We start from the raw sequence: 20,207 nt of genomic DNA on the forward strand, positions 1-20,207 counted from the left end.
TATTGAGCCATCCGAAAGAAACTTCAGGGATGTGATAAATAGGCTCTGTGGAGGTTGGATGCCCATAAATGAGCGGTTCCAAAGAGAATCAGTTTGTAGATTTAATGGCTGTAGCCAGTCCAAAAGAGTGGATGAACTGACGGGTAACTTTAATGTTTATCCAATGAGAAACAACGCTAAACTTTCGAACATCGTGAGCGTGGTGAGAAAATGATGTGCGTAAGGAAAGTCAATAATTACAAGATATTGATATCAAAAGTGTGGACGTAATAGCGCTAGTCAGTGTGACATTTTTCTTAATTCTATGAGCACTGTTCGAACACCGATAACTGATTCTGTGCCTGAAGGAAATGCTCCATACCTCGGTCAGTGAGTTGAATTGTAGTACTCTTAAATTCGATATAGTTAGAGAGCATGCCGTGTAAACACAAGCGACGCATATCAGTATCGATCCTTGAAGCTAGCGTAACTTGTAATTGTTGGAAACTTAAACAGCCCCTTGGTGAACACATCAATTCATTCAACAACAACAGAACATCATAGTGATAAGAAGATGACTTTTTTGAATACATAAATATTACTCATGGTGAAGCAGAGGCTACTAGTAGCCTCTAGTTTCAGGAGGTTGTATTTTGGGGAAAATACATCATCAAAGAGAGCGATTTTGCCACAAACAAAACGGCTCTCTCGTCAGATTAGAGCGCTTTTTTTGTAAAGCTCGATGACTTGCTCTCTCGTCATCGGTTGAGGGTTACCACCCGCACATGGGTCAGCCAATGCGCCATGTTCAGACCTTATAAGTTGAATTCTTGCTTCAGGATTTCCATGTTTTGTTTCGAAACGCCTTCTGGCTCATAGCCTGATGCGGTGCACATCAGGTATAGCTTCGCGCCTTTGTTAGCGACATCAATGTAATCAAAAGCTTGCAGCACATCGTCACCCGATGCGGTTGCACCATGTTTTTCCCAGATAGCCACGTCATTAACCAGCAGCGACTCTGTGGTGTTATTAGCTAGCTCTTCAGAAGATGGCAGGCAGTATGAGATCATACCGATACCACGAGGAACGAATGCGCGTACTTCTGGCAGCATTTTCCAGCAAGTGTGAGTAAATAGTTCACTGCTCTTGGCGATTTTAGGGTGATGCGATAGCGCAATTAGCTCTAATGGGTGAGTATGAACAACCGACTTGTGATTAGAACCCGATGCCATTTTTGATACTAAGATCTTAATGTGGCTGATAAACTCTGACGTTGGCGCGAAGTCCTGGCTTGCAGCGCCACCCCATAGAATCTGGAAACCATTTGCCTGAGCATTAATACGCAGGACACAACCCGCATAAGCTGGGTCACGCAATTCACGAATACGCTGACCAGTACCTTTTACATAGTAAATACGCTCTGCACTTTCCATTGGTAATTGAAGTGGTAGCGGCTTCTCAGGAACGTCGATCTCTGCGACTTCACCGAAGATGTCCGTCAAATCAACAGAAATATTGCCGCCGTTACGCTCTGCCCATTCACGTTGCCACAGATATTGTGAAACTTCGCTAACCTTTTCAATTTCTTCTAGTACTGCTTTATTTAGTTCAATCATGTTCTTACTCTCGACTTAGGAATATCAAGGGTGATGTTCTCACCCTTGCCTAATTGCTACTGATGGATTAACGAGTTGCTACGACTGTTGCTTCGTAATCTTTCACGTCATTCATCCAATCGAAACCAACTGGAACGTTCGCTTGTGCACAGTAGTAATCCCATACCGTCGCCCAAGGTAGAGAGTGACACTCTTCCATCAGGCCTAACCGTGTCGTGTAATCGAACGATTCTTCAGCGGCTTTAAGTGCATCAACTGGCTCAAGTAACGCTTTGAGCAGTGCTTTTTGCGAGTTACGAGTACCAATAACCCATGCAGCCACACGGTTGATTGATGCATCAAAGAAATCCAGACCGATAGAGACACGATCAAGCAGCCTGTTGCGTACAATTTCACGCATGATGGCTTGTGTTTCATCATCGAATGAAACTACGTGATCGGAGTCCCAGCGAATAGGACGAGTTACGTGAAGCTGCAGGTCTTGTACGTATAGTGAACATGCACTGATTTTGTCACTGATCACTTCTGTTGGGTGGAAGTGACCCGCATCCAGACACAGGCCTGTTTTACGAGTTGCTGCGTAGGCCAGGTAGAACTCATTGCTACCCACTGTGTAAGCTTCTGCCCCAATACCGAACAACTTACATTCCACCGCATCTTTGTGGTAAGCAGTGTCGATCTTCTCGCTTAGTGCTTTGTCTAATGAATCTGCCAGACGTGCACGCGGTGATAGTCGATCAACAGGTTGGTCTTTCATGCCATCCGGAATCCAGATGTTCATGAATGAAGGAGAGCCTAGCTCACGACCAAAGTATTCTGAAATCTTTCGCGATGCTTTAACGTGGTCGATCCAGAACTGACGCACTTCTTCATCTGGGTTAGACAGTGTCAGACCATCATCCGCTTTAGGGTGAGAAAATAGCGTTGGGTTAAAATCAAGGCCAAGATCGTGCTGTTTTGCCCACTCTACCCAGCGAGAGAAATGTTCTGGTTTGATTTGGTCGCGCTCTACGTACTCATCAGCGTCGATGTAAATAGCGTGAAGGTTAACGCGCTTTTTACCAGGAATCAGCGAGAATGCTTTTTCCATGTCTGCACGCAACTGATCCGGCGTCGTTGCTGCGCCAGGGTAGTTACCCGTTGTTTGAATACCGCCACTAAGTGCAACATCAGGAGATTCAAAGCCTTTTACATCATCGCCCTGCCAGCAGTGAATAGAGATTGGTGTTGTCTTTAGCTGTTCAATTGCTTTGTCTGTATCCACACCATGCTTTGCAAAAACACGCTTTGCCTGCTCGTAGGCTGCTTTTAGTTGTTCGTTACTCATTGTCATATCCTAGTTTGTGATCTGGTTGTACAGGGCTTTTGCTTCGTCAAGCCCTCGAATTTGTTTCGGAGTGAAGAGATGCACGTCTGATGAGGCATCAATAATGCTGCGTGCTTCTTCAAGTGAATGGATTACATCCGTTGCAATAAATTGATTCACCACGTTGCCGAGCGCAGAGGCTTCAGTAGGCTCTGTCGATACCTTGATTTGGCAAACATCGGCACACAGCTGGTTTAAGAACTTGTCCTGGGTACCGCCGCCAACAATACGCAGCTCGGTAATTGGTTTATTCGTTAGCGTCATCAATTGAGAGAGCACTTGATCGTAAGTGAGCGTCAGACTGTCATAGATACAACGGATAACCTCAGCAAGTGTCTCAGGCGCATCTTGATCTCGCTTAATAAACCACTGCTTGATGGCTTGAGTCATTGATGACGGGTTAAGAAAATCATTGTCGTTCGGATTAACAATGAACTTAAACGGCGTTTCTTTTGCGGCCAGCTCTGCAATCTGAGGGAAAGTTAACTCCGGATTCTCTGCTCGCACGCGCTGAATAAGCCACAGACCCATAATGTTTTTTAGTACGCGGTAGCGGCCATCAACTCCGCCTTCATTGGTGATGTTGTACTGCTGTGCCAATTCAGAGGTGTATGGCGTTTCGCTCTCAATACCCAATAATGACCACGTACCCGAGCTGAGGTAAGCCATATTGTCATGAGCCAGCGGCGTCGCAGCAATCGCCGAAGCGGTATCATGGCTCGCCACAGAGCAGACAGGAATCACGCTATCTTCAACACGGTATTCACCAACAATTTGATTTGGTATTTCAGGTGGCAGCAGCCAGTCCATGCTTGCGCCGCACGCTTCGACCAGTTTTTCGTCCCACGTTTTTTGCTCGCACTTCAGCATCTGGCTGGTAGAAGCATTGGTGTATTCGCAATGCTTTACGCCTGACAGCTTGTAGTTTAAGTAATCAGGTACAAACAGCAGCGTATCGATGTCTGAATACCACTCCGGTCGTTGCTCAGAAAGCGCTTTAAGTTGATATAAGGTATTGAAAGGTAAGAATTGGATCCCCGTTGACTGGTAGATATCACTCTTAGTCAGGTTACTGTCACTAAGCAGCTTTTCCAGCATGCCTTCAGTACGGGTGTCTCGATAGCTTACAAATGGCCCTAGTGACTCGCCAGCCTTATTAAGAAGAACAAAGTCTACGCCCCAGGTATCAATACCAAGCGAGTCGACCTGAATACCTGTTGCACGGACCTTATTGATACCTTCTACAATCTCAGCATAGATACCATCCAGATCCCAACAAGAATGCCCGGCATTGGTGACTTGTTCGTTTTTAAAACGATGAAATTCCTCTAAAGAAACTTTACCTTCTTTAAGGTAACCAACCATAACGCGGCCGCTTGAAGCACCTAGGTCTACTGCGATTACTGCTTTCATCTGTGTTTTACACCTCTCGAATTCATATACGTATTAAAGCGAAAGCAGAGGTCGAATAACTTTGTTTTTCTGCCCTAATCTTGTGATTTGGACTTTTTTGTCGAGGTATGTATGTGTAAGCTCACAATAAAGAGAAAACGCCCGAATTAAGGGCGCTTTCTTTCGAATTACATATCAAAGAGAAGAACTCAGATGATGTTAAAACCTAACTGAAAAAGGCAAGGCAGGAACGTGGGAATGATTATACAGATTCACCTGGTAATATGGCGTTGAGGCAAATTTAACTGCAACGGCATTTTCAAAGTTACCATAGAGGTTCAGACAACCTCCTTCTAAACTGAAACACTTATAGGGAATACTCTCTCCCCTTATATCTTCCACCAGGAGTGCATTAACGCTATTCCCTTTTAAGTACAAGCCGTCTGCATGTTCAAACTCGATACAAATCGTATCTTTGCTTTTTTCAACGCGTGCAAGCTTGGGCGCTTCCGACAAAATGTCTCGTTTATAGATACGCTGTTGAGCAAGCAAAGCCAGACGCTGACCAATCGGCTTTTTAACCTTCGGATGAATATCAATTTCCATACCTGCATCACCGGAACTTACCATCCAGGTATTTTCGATTTCATCGGCCACTTTTTGCTGCTGCCTGCGCAATTCTGGAAAAGCCCCCCCATTGAGGGCAAGCCAACGTGAGAACGGTGCTAATTGCACAAACAGAAACGGTAAGCACTCTCCCCAGGCATCCCGCCAGCATCGGATCAGTTGGCTAAAGGTTGAGAAGTACACATCAGAATGTGGCGAATCACTCTCTCCTTGATACCAGATAACCCCGCGTACTTTGAAAGCCGTAATACGGGACACCATATTTTTATATAAGCCGCCCGGTCGATTCTGATGATGTGGTCCACCATTTATTGGTGCTTGCTGATCTGGATTACCGGCTGTCTCACGCACCATTTCCGACTGCTCTGACTCACTTAATCCGGGATACATAATTTTGCCCGCTAAACCTTCGACAACTTTTAAAGGCTGGCTGGTATCACTATTAGGGTGGTTAAGGTAAAGCTGCTTATCTTGTTCGAAATCGATGCCCTTCAGTTTCGCGTCATACTCATCTAGCCAAACTTGGGCTGGTGTGTTTCTAAGATAACGTTCTTCAACCCAGGCACAGGCTGGCGTTCCCCCCCAATTACATCCAACAATGCCAACTGGAATATCCAGAACAAGGTTTAGATCATGGGAAAAATAATAAGCCACAGAGGAGAAATGCAGTAGATCTTCCGGAGTGCAGCAACGCCAAACACCAAAATCTTTATAGTCGAAATGAGCTTCCATTTCAGGAATCGATATTTGCGGAACATTGAAAAAGCGAATCTGACGACTGTTTTGATTTTGGACTATTTCTGACTTATTGGCATCAAAATGAACATGATACTCCATGTTTGACTGCCCGCCCGCAACCCAGACTTCCCCGATACCGATATCTTTGAAGCTGAGTTTATTCGGGCCATCAGTGACTAACAAAATCACCCCAGTCGCTGCCTGTTGTGCCGGCAGTTCCGCCATCCATTCTCCACTTTGGTCGACAATGACATCCTGAGTGGCAAGGGGTTGTTTTTCTACGGGCGACTCTACTTGAAGGCTTACTGTTACCTTATCGCCTGCTCTGCCTTTTCCCCAGATAACGACAGGTTTATGGCGTTGCAGAATCATATGATCGCCGAATATCGAATTTACACTAAACATTCTGATTCCTTATCTCTGTACCCAGGCGAACCTCTCTCGGAGTCGCGTTAAATACCTTTTTAAACTTGCTTGAGAAGTAATTTGAGTCCTGGTAACCAACATCAAAAGCGATATCAGTGATTGAGCGCTCGCTGTATTTCAGCGCTTCAAGCGCTTTGCTCATACGAATGTGATTCAGGTAATTGGGATAGCTCATACCTGTCAGTCTGGATAGGATTTTAGATAGCTGTCTAGATGAAATGCCCGCTTGTTCTGCCAGATCTTGCAAACTGAACTGCTCTGCGTAATGCTGGTGTAAGTATCCCATCACAGACACGACCTTATCTTCGTCGGACTCTCCCTCCAGTGAATAAATACGCCCGCGCGATAACTCTACCAGCAACAGGTTAAACAGAGACTGGCAGACAATTTTTGATTCAAACGTCTCAGCGCCTATTTCGCTATCCAAACGGCTGATAAGACGATTGGCTGTCTCGCTGCTTTGATCATTAATAAACCAACCCCGGCTCTGCTGGTCAGTATTCGGAATGCATTTTGCGATGGACGAGTCCACGGTCATTTTACTTCGATCGAACAGTACATTACTTAAATGCAATCCCTCTACGTTCTCAAATAAATGGCGATCTTCCCTTTTGATGAAACACACATAGTTTTTACTCAGGTTCATCGGAATATCGTTGATAACGTGAGTACCAGATCCTCCGGACACTAACATTAACTCTTCAAACGCGTGAGCATGTTCTGGATATGGCTCCTGAGGCGATCTCAACTCGGTTGCGATTGGAATCTCAGAGCTGACAAAGAATTCATTCGGTTTTAAATAAATCATAAGCAAGTCTTAGAAGCAAAATGCAGTATGCAAAAACAAATAAAGCTGCAACCAAATATGGATGCAGCTTGAACAGGGATAGCTTGGTTTAATTCACCTATTTAAAGGTCTGCACCATTGTTAGCAATCACACCCTGATACCAATGGAAGCTCTTTTTCTTCGAGCGGGACATATCACCGCTGCCGTCATCATGCTTATCAACATAAATAAATCCGTAGCGTTTCTTGTACTCACCAGTCGTAAACGAAACGCAGTCAATACAGCCCCAAGGAGTGTAGCCGATAAGATCGACACCATCTTCAACAACGGCTTTTTTCATTTCACTGATATGCGCTTCCAGGTAGGCAATACGGTAGTCATCATTAATGCTGCCGTCTTCCTCAACCTTATCCACTGCGCCAAAGCCATTTTCAACGATGAACAATGGTTTTTTGTAACGCTCACTCAATAGGTTTAATGAGTAACGAAGACCGATAGGGTCAATCTGCCAACCCCAATCTGAAACACCGACATGCGGATTTGGCAGGCTGCCAGGGAAGCCAGTTAAGCCTTTGCTTTCGCTCTTATCTGTTGCAGATACCGCAACTGACATGTAATAGCTAAAGCCGATGTAATCACAACAACCTTCTTTCAGGATAGCTTTATCCTGCGGGTCCATCTCAATCTGATAGCCCTTCGATTCCCATTCACTCTCAATGTGAGACGGGTACTCACCACGAACATGAACATCACTAAATAGGAAACGATCACGCATCGACTGGTTAGCAAACAAAACGTCTTTTGGATCACATGTGTAAGGGTAGATTGGGATAAACGCAATCATACAACCGATTTGAAAATCCGGGTTGATTTGACGACCAAGCTTTACCACTTTTGCGCTTGCAACCAATTGATTGTGTACAACCTGGTACATGGTTTGCTCTGGTTTCTCATCATCGTTGAACACAACACCAGAGTTCGCATAGCCAAATAGTGGGTATGTATGGTTCTTCTGGTTGTTGATCTCGTTGAAGGTCATCCAGTATTTTACTTTTTTGGCGTAACGCTTCATTACCGTTTCAGAATAGTGAACGAAGAAATCGATCACTTTGCGGTTACGCCAACTGCCGTACTCTTTTACTAAATGATGCGGCATTTCGAAGTGAGAAAGTGTAATAACCGGCTCAATACCGAATTTCAATAACTCATCAAATAAGTCGTCGTAGAACTTTAGTCCTTCCTCGTTCGGCTCAACTTCATCGCCTTTAGGGAAAATACGGGTCCACGAAATAGAGGTACGAAAACACTTAAAACCCATTTCAGCAAAAAGAGCAATATCGTCTTTGTATCGACCATGGAAGTCAATAGCTTCGTGGTTCGGGTAGAAAGTATCCGCTAATACACCGTCCGTGATTTCACGTTCTTTATCAACAGCACCGCCGCTTAAAACGTCCATAATGCTTGGGCCACGACCACCTTGGTTCCAGCCACCTTCAACCTGATGAGCTGCGACTGCGCCGCCCCACAGGAAGTTTTCCGGGAATGTTTTTTTCATTTTACTTACTCTTGAAGTTTGCGATGTACGTTGATCAGCTCTTCAATCAATTCACGAGCAAGCATTGATGTCATAATGTGGTCTTGTGCATGTACCATCACTAGGTTTACTGGCACTTTACCTTCGCCTTCGTCGAGACCGATTAACTCAGTTTGAACACCATGAGCACGCTTAGCAGCGGCGGTTGACTCTTCAAGAAGTCCATCAACGTCTTCCCACTCACCTCTTTTAGCACTAGCTAGTGCTTGCATTGCTAAACTTTTTGACTCACCTGCGTTGATGATCAGTTCCATTACGGTATTTTCGAGATCCATAACCTCTCCCACTAAATATTTTTAAACTTTGTTATTTGGTATCGTGGGGGCTTAACATTCATCCCCCACGTTAAATGCATCAGTATTAACTAACCGATCATCGCTAGTGCTTCATCAAGGATCTTGTCGCCTTTCATCATGCCGTAATCCATTTGGTTGATTACAGCAATTGGCTTGTTCACAGCATCAGCCTTAGCTTTGAAATCGTTTAGCTTGTATTTGATTTGTGGGCCAAGTAGGAAACCGTCGTACTTCGCTAGGTTTGCGTCGAACTCATCTAGACCAACTGCGTTGATTTCAACAGCAATATTTTTCTGTTCAGCAGCTTGAAGCATCTTCTTAACAACCATACTTGTAGACATGCCAGCAGCACAACATAGAAGGATTTTAGTCATAAATTTCTACCTTAAATTTTCGTCATTGTGGGATTAATTCCCTAACAGCAGAACAAACAACACCGCTTTTAATTGGATAGGTATTAGCCGGATTATCACCAAGAAATACCCTCTTTTTATCGGTAAAAACATGTTCGCTCACCTTTGAAAACATTATGCGGTTCCAGCCTATAAATTGTTATAACTGCTGTTGCAATTGACTATGTCGTTTGGTGCAAAGTAAGACATAGCAACGAGATGCAACGCTGTGGACCATGAAGGAGCTTGTTCGTTTGAATTATTACCGAGTCAACACTTGGTTATTTTTTGAGCTAAACTTGATCGGCGTCAACAGAAAGGAGTTAGACATGACTAGTGCAATGAAATGCTTATCTTTTATAGGATTGTTTTTATCAGCTAATGTGCTGGCTTGTAATGTAACGGAGGAGATGGGTGTTCAGGTCATCAAAAAAACACTTACCCCAGAGCAAATACAGTCCTCTCTTGATAAATGGAGAACCAAAGAGCTAGCAAAAATTGATTCGATACCAATGGTTCAGTTCCAACACGATATCGCCCCCGCTGGTGCTCGTGAAACACTAGCTCGTCATGTGGTTGAAGCCAAGTATAGCGAAATGGCTTATGAACTGGGCTTATACCAACCTAAATAACCAACCTATTAGTCGGGAATTGAAACCAAAAAAGCCGATGTGTTGGTGTAAAACACATCGGCAATATAACAATAGAGTTCAGTCAGACCTTACCTGAACACAAATACAGGCAGCTTTTTAACCCATCATGTTACTTTAGGTTCTCATCTAAAAACGCGATAATCGTTTCCATGATCTCTGGTTGATACCATAGGAAACCAGCATGGTCAGCACCTTTCACCACATAACGTGTAGAATCCACACCTTTATCAATTAACGCTTCGTGAAGAATCGCAGTTTGACTTGGTGAAACCACTGGATCTTTGTCACCATGCATCAACAAGAATGGCGGTGTTTTGTCAGAGATATGTGTTAGCGGGTTAGCGTAAGCGGCTTTCTTAAGGTCACTCTTGATTGCACCACCTTCCATAAACGGTACGCCATTAACCAGCATCGCTTCCGGAATCGCTTCTGATTCATGCTTCTTCTGTCTCTCTTTATCGTAGTCGGCAGCAACACGAGTCAAATCTGACAAACCGTACAAATCAATGGCCGCTTGCACATCACTACTTTGATCTAGGTTTGCACCTTTATCAAACTCGTCCATACCATTAGTGGTCGCAGCAATCGCAGCTAAGTAACCACCAGCAGATTCACCCATAATCGCAATACGCTTTGGATCAATGCCAAATTTCTGCGCATTAGCACGCATGTAGCGCACTGCAGATTTCACATCTTCCAGCATGCCCGGGAACGTCACCATCGGCACCACGCGGTAGTCGATACTTGCGACAACATAACCTGCCCGTGCCATATCCACTCGTTGACCGATGAACTTGGTTTTAGGCGCATCCATAAAGCCGCCACCAGTAACAAAAAGTACCGCAGGTAATGGCTCTGTAGAAAAAGGCTGGATTACATCCATCGATAGTGTGATTGGACGCCCCATGTTGTTGAAGGTTTCGGCGTAAACAAAATCAGCATTAAGACGGATTGGCGGAACTGTCATCTTTACATCAAGCTCAACGCTGTCTTTACTTGCAGAAAAAGCCATCGATGACATTACCAAAGTAGACAACAAAAGAAGTTTTTTCATTAGAATATTCCTAGTCGATATCAGTAATTAGAACACTTTGAATCTTTTAAGAGGCAGCACCAATAGTGATGCCTCTTCTTATAATCTATAGCGGTTTAGAAGAAAGCTTCCATTCTGAAGCCGATACGCCATTCATTATCAACGTCTAAATCTGTGATTTCTTGGTCACCGCCGACGTACGCTACGCTGAAGTTTGTGATTGGTGCAATCCAAGGCAATGTTTTTAGCTGAATGGAAGGACCAACAGCGATCTTATACATATTACCCGTATCACCTTCCACACCATTTCGGTTACTCATGTGTGCATAAATCGCTTCATACTGCATAGAAAGATGATTGGTTAGAGGCTGATAAACATTTACACCAGCAAACGCTTTTTGTTCAGTTTCTCCACCATAGTAGTATGATTTTGAAGGAAGATATGGGTTGATATCCATCAACTCAGTGACACCACGCTCATCTTCGCGATCGGTGTATTCATAAGTTAATGCCGGTTCAATAGTAAAACCTTTAAATTGGTTAATCATACCGTAGTAAGAAGCACGCATTGATACATCGTCTTCTTCACTCAGTACTGTAATACGGTTGGTGTTTAAGTATGGAGCAATCACGCCTTTACCTGCTTGAACGATAAAAGTGGAGCTACCATCCATGCCCATATAAGAACCAAACTTGTATTTACCAAATGCACTGAATGCGTCACGCTTGGTTCCGTAATGAGGAAGGTTTGGCACACCTTTATCATCTAAATAAGTAAATCTATCACTCAGTTCTTTTACGTAAGTTGCACCAAATTCTGCGTTACCAATTCGATATGCAAAATCAACCAGGTATCTTGATGGCTCGGCGGTTTTGTAAAACTCATCACTCCAACCTGATGGTTCATCCTGGTTGTAACCGATAGTTAAGTCGAAGTTGTCACTGTTGTAACCAAAACCCGCATCTGCATTAATTTCACGGATGTTGTAGGCAAAAATGCGAATTCGCTCACCGGTATATTTGCGCCCAGCCCAAACAACTGCATCGCTCGGCAGAAAATCTAGGCCGCCGTATTGTGCATAGAGTTGTTGCGCTTCGACCCCTTTGTCTCCGTAACCAACAATTTCAAAAGTCAGGTCAGCCCACTGGCCCTCTTCTGCTACACCTTCCCAGCGCTTATTCATTGCGATTGCAGTGAACATGTCATGCCAGTAGCTGTTCGCCATGTCACCCATTTTACCGCGAGGGTCTTGGTTTGGACCGGTTGGATCAATATGGAATGCTAGGTTTTTGGCTTTACCTGTTTCTGCGTGGAAGTCACTCGCCACCATTGCATAACCATGGAACGTAAAACTGTCTTCAGCAAATGTAGGGACGGAAGCGGTTGCGGCAAGCGCTGCTGAAATTGCCACCACCAGGTTCAACTTTTTCATTTATGTTACTCCGTTATATTTAATTATCCGAGATACCTTTATATTTATTTAATTGCTTATCTCAGTGTCATTGAATATCGCTAACTCTTTGAATTATTAGTTAGTCTGCAATCAATGGATCTATTATGTGGAATAACGAATAAGATTGTTATAACTGATGTTGCAGTCGTATTTGTCGGTTGATGCACATTGTGAATTCGAAGACGATTTAAATCACACTTCGATGGAATTAGGAGGAATCACAGTGGGTTTTTCATACATACCGTATAGAATAATTACTCTTATTTTCTCTAATCATTGAATAATAATAAACCAGCATTCAAGCTGGTTTATTTATTTACAATTAAAAATAAGTTAACAAACAGGTTCTGTTTCGTCACTAGACCTAACGGAATCACGATATTCTTTTACGCTAACATTGTATTTATCTTTAAATACGCGATAAAAGTGAGAGGCATTTTCATAACCTGTCATATTAATCACGTCGATAATAGAGTGATCAGTATACTTCAATAAATAGATAGCTCGCTCGATACGTTTTTCAATAACTAATTCACTGAATGTTTTCCCAGTGTAGCTCTTGAGCAACCGACTTACCTTGTAGTTCGGCTGATTGATTTTGTCAGCAATCACTTTAAGGCTCGCGTCTTGAAAGTTTTCATCAATGTACTTAAGGACTGTCAACGCTAAGGAATCAATATAGTTAGAGCTGATATAGTAATCTGTGTTATCTACATTGGACAACAAATCAGTGATCAGTAAGCCAACAAGAAAGTGAACTCGCATTTGCTTTAGTACTTTATCACTGTATATCTCATTGATAATTTTACATACTGAATACTGTATTTCTTGATCATGGCTGACTTTAAAGTGAACATGCTCACCTGATTTATTTTTCCCGTTAATAGAAGAAAGAATAAATTTAGTGATCAAGTTCTCATCATCAAATAGTGATATTAATCGAGCAATATAGTCTGCCTCAATAATAAAATTAATTATTATATCATCTTCACCCGTCACATCTATTTGATGTTGAGCATATTGATTAAGCAGCAACATCTCACCAGCTTTTAGCTCGACACTTTTTCCATTAACAACTTGGCGCATTGTACCGCTATACACATACACTAACTCAATATAGTCATGAGAGTGCATTGGCACTGCAATAAAACGAGTATGCTTCTCAATAAATATATGCCGGTCACGGTAGAAGTCACCTTCTAACCGTTTAAAAAACACCGGAGTAAAGTCAGGTTTATTCTCTAGGATCTCTAATTCTTTATCAGTATGTAAAAGCAATTGTTCATGAACTTTTGAATTAAGCATAATAAGCCTTTGATCAACAAAAATCGTCCATGAATAATAAACCAGTCTTCAATGTAAGTTGCAACGCTGTCGTTTCGGATATGTCGTACTGTACGTAATTTTCACCGACGAGTTCAGCTGTCAGATGACGCACGGCCTCCCGCCACTCTTTCGGTAATATCAAACGAGCAGATTTTAATCCGACTGGCACGTGAACCGTCAAGGTAATACAACCACTTTGCTCACGTTGCCACCCACAACGGATTTCACCACGTACTGATTGGAAGCGACAGTCAACGCCACTAACTTGAGGTTCAAAAAATGGCTTGATCGTGACTCGGTCTGCCGCACAGGCGTCAGAATCGACTAATATCCCCCCAAGTGCGCTATAGAACCATGATACATATGAGCTAAACATGGCATGATTACAAGAGCCATTGTCGTTATCGCCGAAAAACTCATTCAGCGAGCCACTACCATCCTGCAACATACTCGGGATGCCGATTGTATTATTAAGCCAAGGGTAAATCAGTTGGTTGAGATCATAAAGATTAGCGATTTGGTAAAAGAAACTTTGACCAAAAATACCACACTCGATATCAAAACCTGCGTCTTGCACTAAACCTTTCAGATCTGAAATCAGCTGGCTTGGCTCACTCTCTAACTCAAAATAAAGCGCAAAAACATAACTGGTCTGGCTGCGGTCAGCGTAGCTGCCGTCGTCATTACGATACTGCTTGATCAGACTAGTTTTATATTCCAACGCCTGCTGATTGTATCTGACATATTTTTCTTCCCAACCCGCAACCTGACAGAGTTCAGCCAGTAACCTAAGATGGTAGTAATAGAAACAAGCAGCCGTAAAAGAAAGCGCCGGTGAGCCGTTTTTGATGTTACTCTTATCCGCGACCTTACTTCCCCAGTCACCCAAGCAGAATTGAGCAAGATTTTCTTGATCAAGCGTATTTAAGTGAGCCATTTGACACTCTAGAGCAGGAAGCAGTTCAGTCACCAAAGCTGCATTACCATAATATTGATAATGGGTTTTGAGCAGATAAGGGACGGCTAATTGCCAGCCAAGCGGTCCTGCGCCCTCGCCCGTACCTTTGGTTTGAATGCCCATAAAGGGCGCGGTTTCAGGGAATCCACCATTCACTCTCTGCTCAGCAACAAAATCTTTAATGGTTTTTTCATAAAGCTGTGCTGAGTTAAACATCATCGCTTGTGAATGCGCTAACGCGACCATATCACCGCCGTAAGCAAGCCTTTCACGCGCGCAGTCTTCAATAACAGAGTGGATGTTATTTAGCTTAGTAATCTCGGCAGCATGGTATAGGCGATGAATATTATCATCCGAGCAGGAAAAATAACCGGTTGATGACAACAAGGTATTCGCGTACACCGCCTTGATATGCTGTAACTGCTCAAGTGCAATACCGGTCACCTGAACATATCGAAATGAATGGTAGGTGTAACGGTTAATGAAATGCATTTTCCCGGCACGACAGATACAACGGTCTCGTTGATCACCACGCTCAGGTGCACCAGCGCCGCCCGGCACAATAACATTTGGCTCGACTTCTTTACCAACAAAGCCGGCCAGCGTTGAATCAGTGTCTAAAGTATCGTTTGCGGCAAGTTGTTCGCTGTATAAAAACTCAACTTCATCACCTTCTTGTGCCGTAAACTCGACATCAATAAAACCACTAACCATGGTGCCAAAATCAACAATATGATCAGTGGCTGAAAGCGAGTAAATGTGCTTTGCACTCACTTCTTCACTGCGACAGATCTTATCAAGATTGCTTGGCTTTAATACGCCTTTAGGACCTTGACTAATAACAGTAGGCTCCCACACTGGATTCACCAAACGATTATTCGCTTGTTCGATCAACCTGAAGTCTATCAACTCACCTAAATAGAGGTTGTTGAAGAGATATGGACCGTTGGTACATTCCCAACTTGAGTCCGTTGATACGACCACACATTTACCATCGTGCTCTTTAAGTACGATATCGGCAAGTAACGTCGGCTGACCTGTCGTCAGGTTCTGTCGTAAGTTATATTTACCAAACAGAGTCAAAGGTGCTGGGTTATACCAACCATTGGCAAGTTCCACGACGATCTCATTGTCACCCTGGTGCAGATAGGTTGAAATATCAAAGGAATCGTAATACACCAACTCTGCATAATTGGTCCAATCGTTATTCAATTCATAGTTTGAAACTTTCTGACCATTTATAAAAAGTGTGTAATACCCCAAACCCACGATATGAATCAATGCTTCCTGTGTTTGCTCGGTTATCGTGAACTGCTTTCTGAATACTGGATTATGGCAATCTTCATAGTAGTGTTCATCAGTGACAAGCGGTGAGTTAGCAGAGATCCAACTCCCGTTGAACTCACCTTTATTACCACTGATTAGTGAAGCATTAAGAACTTGAACCTCACCATCAACACCATAAACAGTGACTTCAATATCGTAGCAGCAGCTTGCGGTTAGCTCTATATCAGACAAGGTATAGCAACTCTCGTTGCTATACTCTTCTGCGATGTGAGCCGTTTGAAAATTGCTGAAAAGCTTAAAGGTAAAGTGTGACTGTTTAAAGTCCACCAGCCATCGACACTGGACCGGAAGTGTATCGATAGTCATTAATTCATGCTTTCCATTAACTGTTAGGCTATTCATCATCATAAAACTTATGCGCTCACTTCAGATGACTGTTCAGCGTCAAATTGTTCACGAGCACGTTTCTGCTCGGCAATCTGAGCTTGTCTCTCTTCTTCAGTTTCTTCAGCAAAAGCAATGCGATCGGCAATCTTGAAGAAGAAGTACCAGCCAGCGAAGCGGATAAACAGCGCGACGAACTGGAATGCAGCAATCTTCCAGCTACCCTGCATAAAGCCCGATACGATAACTGGCATACCGGCAGGTGTCATAACACCAGCAACCGCAGGAAGAATACCTGCCACTGTTAAGTAGTATGCAGCGCCAAGAAGAACGGCATTAAGCAGAATGTAAGGAATAGCAAGCGCAAAGTTCATTACCAGTGGCACACCGTATGCCATTGGTTCACCGATAGTAAATACCGCAGGTGGTAGCGAGATGCGGCCCAGTGTTTTGTAACGCTGGCTTCGAGCCATAAACGCAAGCATAAAGGCAAGTGGTAACAAATCACCCGCAGTGTATGTCATAAAGAAAGCGAAGCCAGTGATGTTTGGCGTTGGTGCGCCAGACGAAAATGCCGCTAGCTGAGCTGCGTCCATGGCAAACCAAATTGGAGCAACAACACCTAACGTGATGGCATGACCATGCAGACCAAAGAACCAAAGTAACTGTACAACGATTGAAACCACAATCACTGAACCAATGCCAGCACCAAGATCCGTCAGCGGAGCCTGAATAATACCGTAGATGATTTCGTGTACACTACCAAGATCGTTGATAGTGATGGTTGCCGACAACACAGTGAAAGCGGTTAAAATCACCAGGCCAGGAATAAGTGCAGAGAACGATTTAGAGATAAACTCAGGCACACCATCCGGCATGCGTATGATCAGCCCTTTCTTAGTGATCCAGACGAAAGTACGCGCTGAAATAAATGCAACCATGATCCCCGTAAACAAGCCCATCGCACCGAGCCAGGTGTTCGGGATTGAGTAAGCTTGTCCTAGAGGTCCCATCTCACCCAGTTCGTACGGGGTAAGAATAAAGAACGATATCATGGAGATCAAACCAGCCGTGAACCCATCAACATCGAAGCTTTTAGCGACATTATAAGCAATAGAAAAGGCGACAAGTACTGCCAGGAAGTTGTTGGTAAAGTTGATTGGAATATCGAAAAACTGACCCAGTCCGTGACGTAAGATGAAGTCTTGATAAGCTGGTATTGGTAAGACTTTTAGCAGCGTTGCGAAAGAACTCATAATGGTAGCAGGCAGCACCATCATCATGCCTTTCATAATGGATTGCAAATATCTGTTTTGCCCGATTTTCTGCATAACAGCCATTAAGCCATCCTGCATTTTGCTTGTATCAATATTCATAATTCCGACCATTTTCAATAAGTTATAATAACTGTCTAATTGTTAGTGAGTCCAAAAGGCACTGTCTAGTGCCTAGTCATCTCGATAGTGAGATAATAAAAACATCGATTAAATACCGTAATAACGGTTGTTGCATCCCTACATGACCGTCCTTGCAAACTGTGGACTAAGGGTTTAATGGCTCAAAATAACAAGGTGGAATAGATATGTTGATCACAACATTTTGGGTTGGAGTGCGAAAAATATTCATCGCTAAACCGTTTTTTATACGTAGAAGGGAGTTATAAAAGCCCCACCTAGCATTCTGAGGTGATTCGAACGCTCTGACTGAGGCTTATCAGAAACTTTACATTGGAGAACCAGCCAGGCTCTGTCTCAAATATGCACCAGCACCAACAAGGCCGAGTTCTTTGTGCGTGACCACATAAGCAGGGATATCTTTTAGATAATCAACAAAACGTCCTTTATCTTCAAACGCTTCACGAAACCCTGAATCAATAAAGAACTCTATAAATCTTGGAACAATACCACCAGCAATATAAACACCGCCAAATGCGCCAGAGGTTAATGCCAGGTTGCCGCCAAAGCGCCCCATAAGGATAGAGAACAACTGCAATGTCCGGACACACTCTTGGTTGCTTGCATCTAGCGCCTGCTGAGCAATTTGCTTCGCTTCTAAAGTCGGTAAAGCAGACGAATTCTGACTAGCAACAAACTGATAAATGTTTTCAATGCCCTGCCCTGATAAACAACGTTCAGCTGATACCCTGCCAAAATTCGCACGCAGGTACTGGATAAGTTCATCCTCTTCAGGCGTACACGGCGCAAGGTCAACATGGCCACCTTCTCCTGGAATACTGTGCCAGAAACCTTCTATATTCACCAGTTGAGCAACACCTAACCCGGTACCTGCGCCATAGATTGCAATCGGTTTACCTTCTACCGGGTCTTTCCCACCGATCTGAATACGCTCTTCCGCTTTTAGCTGCGGTATAGCAAAAGCAACCGCCGTAAAATCATTAATCACTTTTAATTCAGACAGCCCTAAATTGTGTTTCATTTCAGAAATAGAGAATGCCCAATGATGATTTGTCATCGAAACCCAATCTCCGGTGACCGGACAAGCAATCGCAATACAGGCCGGTGAGATTGGAGTGTCGTGACGATCAAGGTATTTGCGAATCACAATTTCCAGCGTTTCATATTCGGCAGCAGGGTAAGTCACGATATCGCTGATCGCCCCTGTCGCTAACTCGCAAAGTGCTAAACGAGCGTTGGTTCCCCCGATATCCCCAACCAAGGCATACTGTTCCGACATTACTTCTCCTTAATAATACTCAAAAACAATCACGTGTATTTATTGGCGATAAACGCTCTCAAAACACCAAATGTAACAACATGAAACGTTACATACAAAACACAAATTCGTCAACGCTCAACAATCCGGAATCGTGAGCGTTGCAACGTAATAATTGCAATTAAATATAGCAGAGGGAAGCAGGTAGGTTACGCTGAATGTCTTACCATCAGAGAATGGTGGATGATTTTCGATGTTGCAGTGTTGCCTTCAATACGTTGAGTCAGCATTTTCATTGCCGCCTGGCCCATTTCAAAGGTTGGCTGCTGAATGGTCGTCAGGGATGGCTCAAACATATCTGAAATTGGAATATCATCGAAACCAACCACAGCCACATCTTGAGGAACCGCTTTACCCATTCGGAACAGCGCTTTCATAACACCAATCGCCAGCATATCTGAAACAGCAAAAATAGCGGTTGGTGGTGAAGGTAACGTCAACAGGCGTCGCGCCGCTAACTCACCCAGAGGATAATCAATGCCGCCCATCGACTGAACGTAACCTTCTTCGATGGTTAACCCTGATGATTTCATGGCACTGATAAAGCCTTCGCGACGCTGTTGAGCATAGATATAGCGTTCATCAGAGTTCACTAACGCAATGCGTTTATGCCCTTTAGATACAAGGTATAGAACCGCATCTTCAGCCGCTTGTTTGTGGTCAATACTCACGTAAGCAACCTGCGAATCTGGCACATACTCAGAGCAAGCAACCCAAGGCAAGTGCACAATACGCTCAGGTAACTCTAACTGTGCCATCATTGGATCAAGGCTAATGACACCAGCAACTTGCTTCTGTTCCAGCATGTCGAGATACTTGAGTTCTTCCCAACCATCCCCTTCTGTATTGGTTAAAATGACAGAGAAGTTGTGTTCACGGGCAGCAGCTTCAATACCATTTACGATACCGCTATAAAACGGGTTCTCAATATTAGGTACCAGTACCATCACGAGTTTTGTCCCGCTCAGTTTCATAACCGGATTACTTTCAGGCAGTTGGTAGCCCAAAGTTTCAATGGCTTGTTTCACCTTTTCCCGGGTTTGTGGGCGAATCGACTGGCTATCATTAAGTACCCGCGAAACCGTTGCTGTGGATACACCAGCATATTTAGCCACATCAGCGACAGATGGACGCATAGATCTTCATACCTATATAAAACGTAATG

The 20,207-nt window shown here is 43.6% G+C and carries 16 protein-coding genes; 1 reads left to right on the plus strand and 15 read right to left on the minus strand.

What is annotated here, in order from left to right; all coding sequences use genetic code 11:
* Nucleotides 1–794 precede the first annotated feature (794 nt).
* From rhaD to OO774_RS23725, 8 genes are all read right to left on the minus strand, one after another.
* Entirely contained in the window at nucleotides 795–1,595 is an 801-nt protein-coding gene (gene rhaD, locus OO774_RS23690) for a rhamnulose-1-phosphate aldolase (protein ID WP_264907246.1), read from the minus strand.
* A 67-nt stretch (nucleotides 1,596–1,662) separates the two neighbouring features.
* Entirely contained in the window at nucleotides 1,663–2,922 is a 1,260-nt protein-coding gene (locus OO774_RS23695) for an L-rhamnose isomerase (RefSeq protein ID WP_264907247.1), read from the minus strand.
* A gap of 9 nt (nucleotides 2,923–2,931) precedes the next feature.
* Complete coding sequence (gene rhaB / locus OO774_RS23700; protein WP_264907249.1) at nucleotides 2,932–4,374, minus strand: rhamnulokinase; 1,443 nt, start codon at nucleotides 4,372–4,374, stop codon at nucleotides 2,932–2,934.
* Between the two features lie 198 nt (nucleotides 4,375–4,572).
* Nucleotides 4,573–6,123, minus strand: coding sequence for a sialate O-acetylesterase (locus OO774_RS23705; protein ID WP_264907251.1), 1,551 nt, complete (start codon nucleotides 6,121–6,123; stop codon nucleotides 4,573–4,575).
* Complete coding sequence (locus OO774_RS23710; protein WP_264907253.1) at nucleotides 6,116–6,952, minus strand: helix-turn-helix domain-containing protein; 837 nt, start codon at nucleotides 6,950–6,952, stop codon at nucleotides 6,116–6,118. Before OO774_RS23710 ends, OO774_RS23705 begins: the two co-directional genes overlap by 8 nt.
* A gap of 101 nt (nucleotides 6,953–7,053) precedes the next feature.
* Nucleotides 7,054–8,487 carry a 6-phospho-beta-glucosidase gene (locus tag OO774_RS23715; RefSeq protein WP_264907254.1) on the minus strand — a complete coding sequence of 478 codons (1,434 nt, stop codon included), beginning with the start codon at nucleotides 8,485–8,487 and terminating at the stop codon, nucleotides 7,054–7,056.
* A gap of 5 nt (nucleotides 8,488–8,492) precedes the next feature.
* Nucleotides 8,493–8,801, minus strand: coding sequence for a PTS lactose/cellobiose transporter subunit IIA (locus OO774_RS23720; RefSeq protein ID WP_264907255.1), 309 nt, complete (start codon nucleotides 8,799–8,801; stop codon nucleotides 8,493–8,495).
* 89 nt (nucleotides 8,802–8,890) lie between these two features.
* Nucleotides 8,891–9,196, minus strand: a complete 306-nt coding sequence (locus tag OO774_RS23725) for a PTS sugar transporter subunit IIB (protein ID WP_264907256.1) — start codon at nucleotides 9,194–9,196, stop codon at nucleotides 8,891–8,893.
* A 347-nt stretch (nucleotides 9,197–9,543) separates the two neighbouring features.
* On the opposite strand from OO774_RS23725, the gene OO774_RS23730 reads away from it, so the two are divergent.
* Nucleotides 9,544–9,846 (plus strand): hypothetical protein, encoded by a 303-nt coding sequence (locus OO774_RS23730; protein ID WP_264907257.1) that lies wholly within the window; start codon nucleotides 9,544–9,546, stop codon nucleotides 9,844–9,846.
* Between the two features lie 130 nt (nucleotides 9,847–9,976).
* Here the strand turns inward: OO774_RS23730 and OO774_RS23735 are convergent, their stop codons facing one another.
* The 7 genes from OO774_RS23735 to OO774_RS23765 form a co-directional block, all read right to left on the minus strand.
* Entirely contained in the window at nucleotides 9,977–10,921 is a 945-nt protein-coding gene (locus tag OO774_RS23735) for an alpha/beta hydrolase (RefSeq protein WP_264907258.1), read from the minus strand.
* A gap of 95 nt (nucleotides 10,922–11,016) precedes the next feature.
* Nucleotides 11,017–12,333, minus strand: coding sequence for a carbohydrate porin (locus tag OO774_RS23740; protein ID WP_264907260.1), 1,317 nt, complete (start codon nucleotides 12,331–12,333; stop codon nucleotides 11,017–11,019).
* 354 nt (nucleotides 12,334–12,687) lie between these two features.
* Nucleotides 12,688–13,659 carry an AraC family transcriptional regulator gene (locus OO774_RS23745; RefSeq protein WP_264907262.1) on the minus strand — a complete coding sequence of 324 codons (972 nt, stop codon included), beginning with the start codon at nucleotides 13,657–13,659 and terminating at the stop codon, nucleotides 12,688–12,690.
* Between the two features lie 13 nt (nucleotides 13,660–13,672).
* Nucleotides 13,673–16,291, minus strand: coding sequence for a glycoside hydrolase family 78 protein (locus OO774_RS23750; protein WP_264907263.1), 2,619 nt, complete (start codon nucleotides 16,289–16,291; stop codon nucleotides 13,673–13,675).
* A 47-nt stretch (nucleotides 16,292–16,338) separates the two neighbouring features.
* Nucleotides 16,339–17,685, minus strand: coding sequence for a PTS transporter subunit EIIC (locus OO774_RS23755; RefSeq protein WP_264907264.1), 1,347 nt, complete (start codon nucleotides 17,683–17,685; stop codon nucleotides 16,339–16,341).
* A 346-nt stretch (nucleotides 17,686–18,031) separates the two neighbouring features.
* Nucleotides 18,032–19,003 (minus strand): glucokinase, encoded by a 972-nt coding sequence (locus OO774_RS23760; protein ID WP_264907265.1) that lies wholly within the window; start codon nucleotides 19,001–19,003, stop codon nucleotides 18,032–18,034.
* Between the two features lie 188 nt (nucleotides 19,004–19,191).
* Nucleotides 19,192–20,178 (minus strand): LacI family DNA-binding transcriptional regulator, encoded by a 987-nt coding sequence (locus OO774_RS23765; RefSeq protein WP_264907267.1) that lies wholly within the window; start codon nucleotides 20,176–20,178, stop codon nucleotides 19,192–19,194.
* Between the last annotated feature and the right edge of the window lie 29 nt (nucleotides 20,179–20,207).

This window comes from Vibrio sp. STUT-A11, assembly GCF_026000435.1.
In the GTDB taxonomy this organism is placed as follows: domain Bacteria; phylum Pseudomonadota; class Gammaproteobacteria; order Enterobacterales; family Vibrionaceae; genus Vibrio.

Excerpts from the sequence above, each read along its gene's own strand:
- rhaD (WP_264907246.1), bottom strand. The coding sequence starts at position 1,595 with ATGATTGAACTAAATAAAGCAGTACTAGAAGAAATTGAAAAGGTTAGC.
- OO774_RS23695 (WP_264907247.1), bottom strand. The coding sequence starts at position 2,922 with ATGAGTAACGAACAACTAAAAGCAGCCTACGAGCAGGCAAAGCGTGTT.
- rhaB (WP_264907249.1), bottom strand. The coding sequence starts at position 4,374 with ATGAAAGCAGTAATCGCAGTAGACCTAGGTGCTTCAAGCGGCCGCGTT.
- OO774_RS23705 (WP_264907251.1), bottom strand. The coding sequence starts at position 6,123 with ATGTTTAGTGTAAATTCGATATTCGGCGATCATATGATTCTGCAACGC.
- OO774_RS23710 (WP_264907253.1), bottom strand. The coding sequence starts at position 6,952 with ATGATTTATTTAAAACCGAATGAATTCTTTGTCAGCTCTGAGATTCCA.
- OO774_RS23715 (WP_264907254.1), bottom strand. The coding sequence starts at position 8,487 with ATGAAAAAAACATTCCCGGAAAACTTCCTGTGGGGCGGCGCAGTCGCA.
- OO774_RS23720 (WP_264907255.1), bottom strand. The coding sequence starts at position 8,801 with ATGGATCTCGAAAATACCGTAATGGAACTGATCATCAACGCAGGTGAG.
- OO774_RS23725 (WP_264907256.1), bottom strand. The coding sequence starts at position 9,196 with ATGACTAAAATCCTTCTATGTTGTGCTGCTGGCATGTCTACAAGTATG.
- OO774_RS23730 (WP_264907257.1), top strand. The coding sequence starts at position 9,544 with ATGACTAGTGCAATGAAATGCTTATCTTTTATAGGATTGTTTTTATCA.
- OO774_RS23735 (WP_264907258.1), bottom strand. The coding sequence starts at position 10,921 with ATGAAAAAACTTCTTTTGTTGTCTACTTTGGTAATGTCATCGATGGCT.
- OO774_RS23740 (WP_264907260.1), bottom strand. The coding sequence starts at position 12,333 with ATGAAAAAGTTGAACCTGGTGGTGGCAATTTCAGCAGCGCTTGCCGCA.
- OO774_RS23745 (WP_264907262.1), bottom strand. The coding sequence starts at position 13,659 with ATGCTTAATTCAAAAGTTCATGAACAATTGCTTTTACATACTGATAAA.
- OO774_RS23750 (WP_264907263.1), bottom strand. The coding sequence starts at position 16,291 with ATGACTATCGATACACTTCCGGTCCAGTGTCGATGGCTGGTGGACTTT.
- OO774_RS23755 (WP_264907264.1), bottom strand. The coding sequence starts at position 17,685 with ATGAATATTGATACAAGCAAAATGCAGGATGGCTTAATGGCTGTTATG.
- OO774_RS23760 (WP_264907265.1), bottom strand. The coding sequence starts at position 19,003 with ATGTCGGAACAGTATGCCTTGGTTGGGGATATCGGGGGAACCAACGCT.
- OO774_RS23765 (WP_264907267.1), bottom strand. The coding sequence starts at position 20,178 with ATGCGTCCATCTGTCGCTGATGTGGCTAAATATGCTGGTGTATCCACA.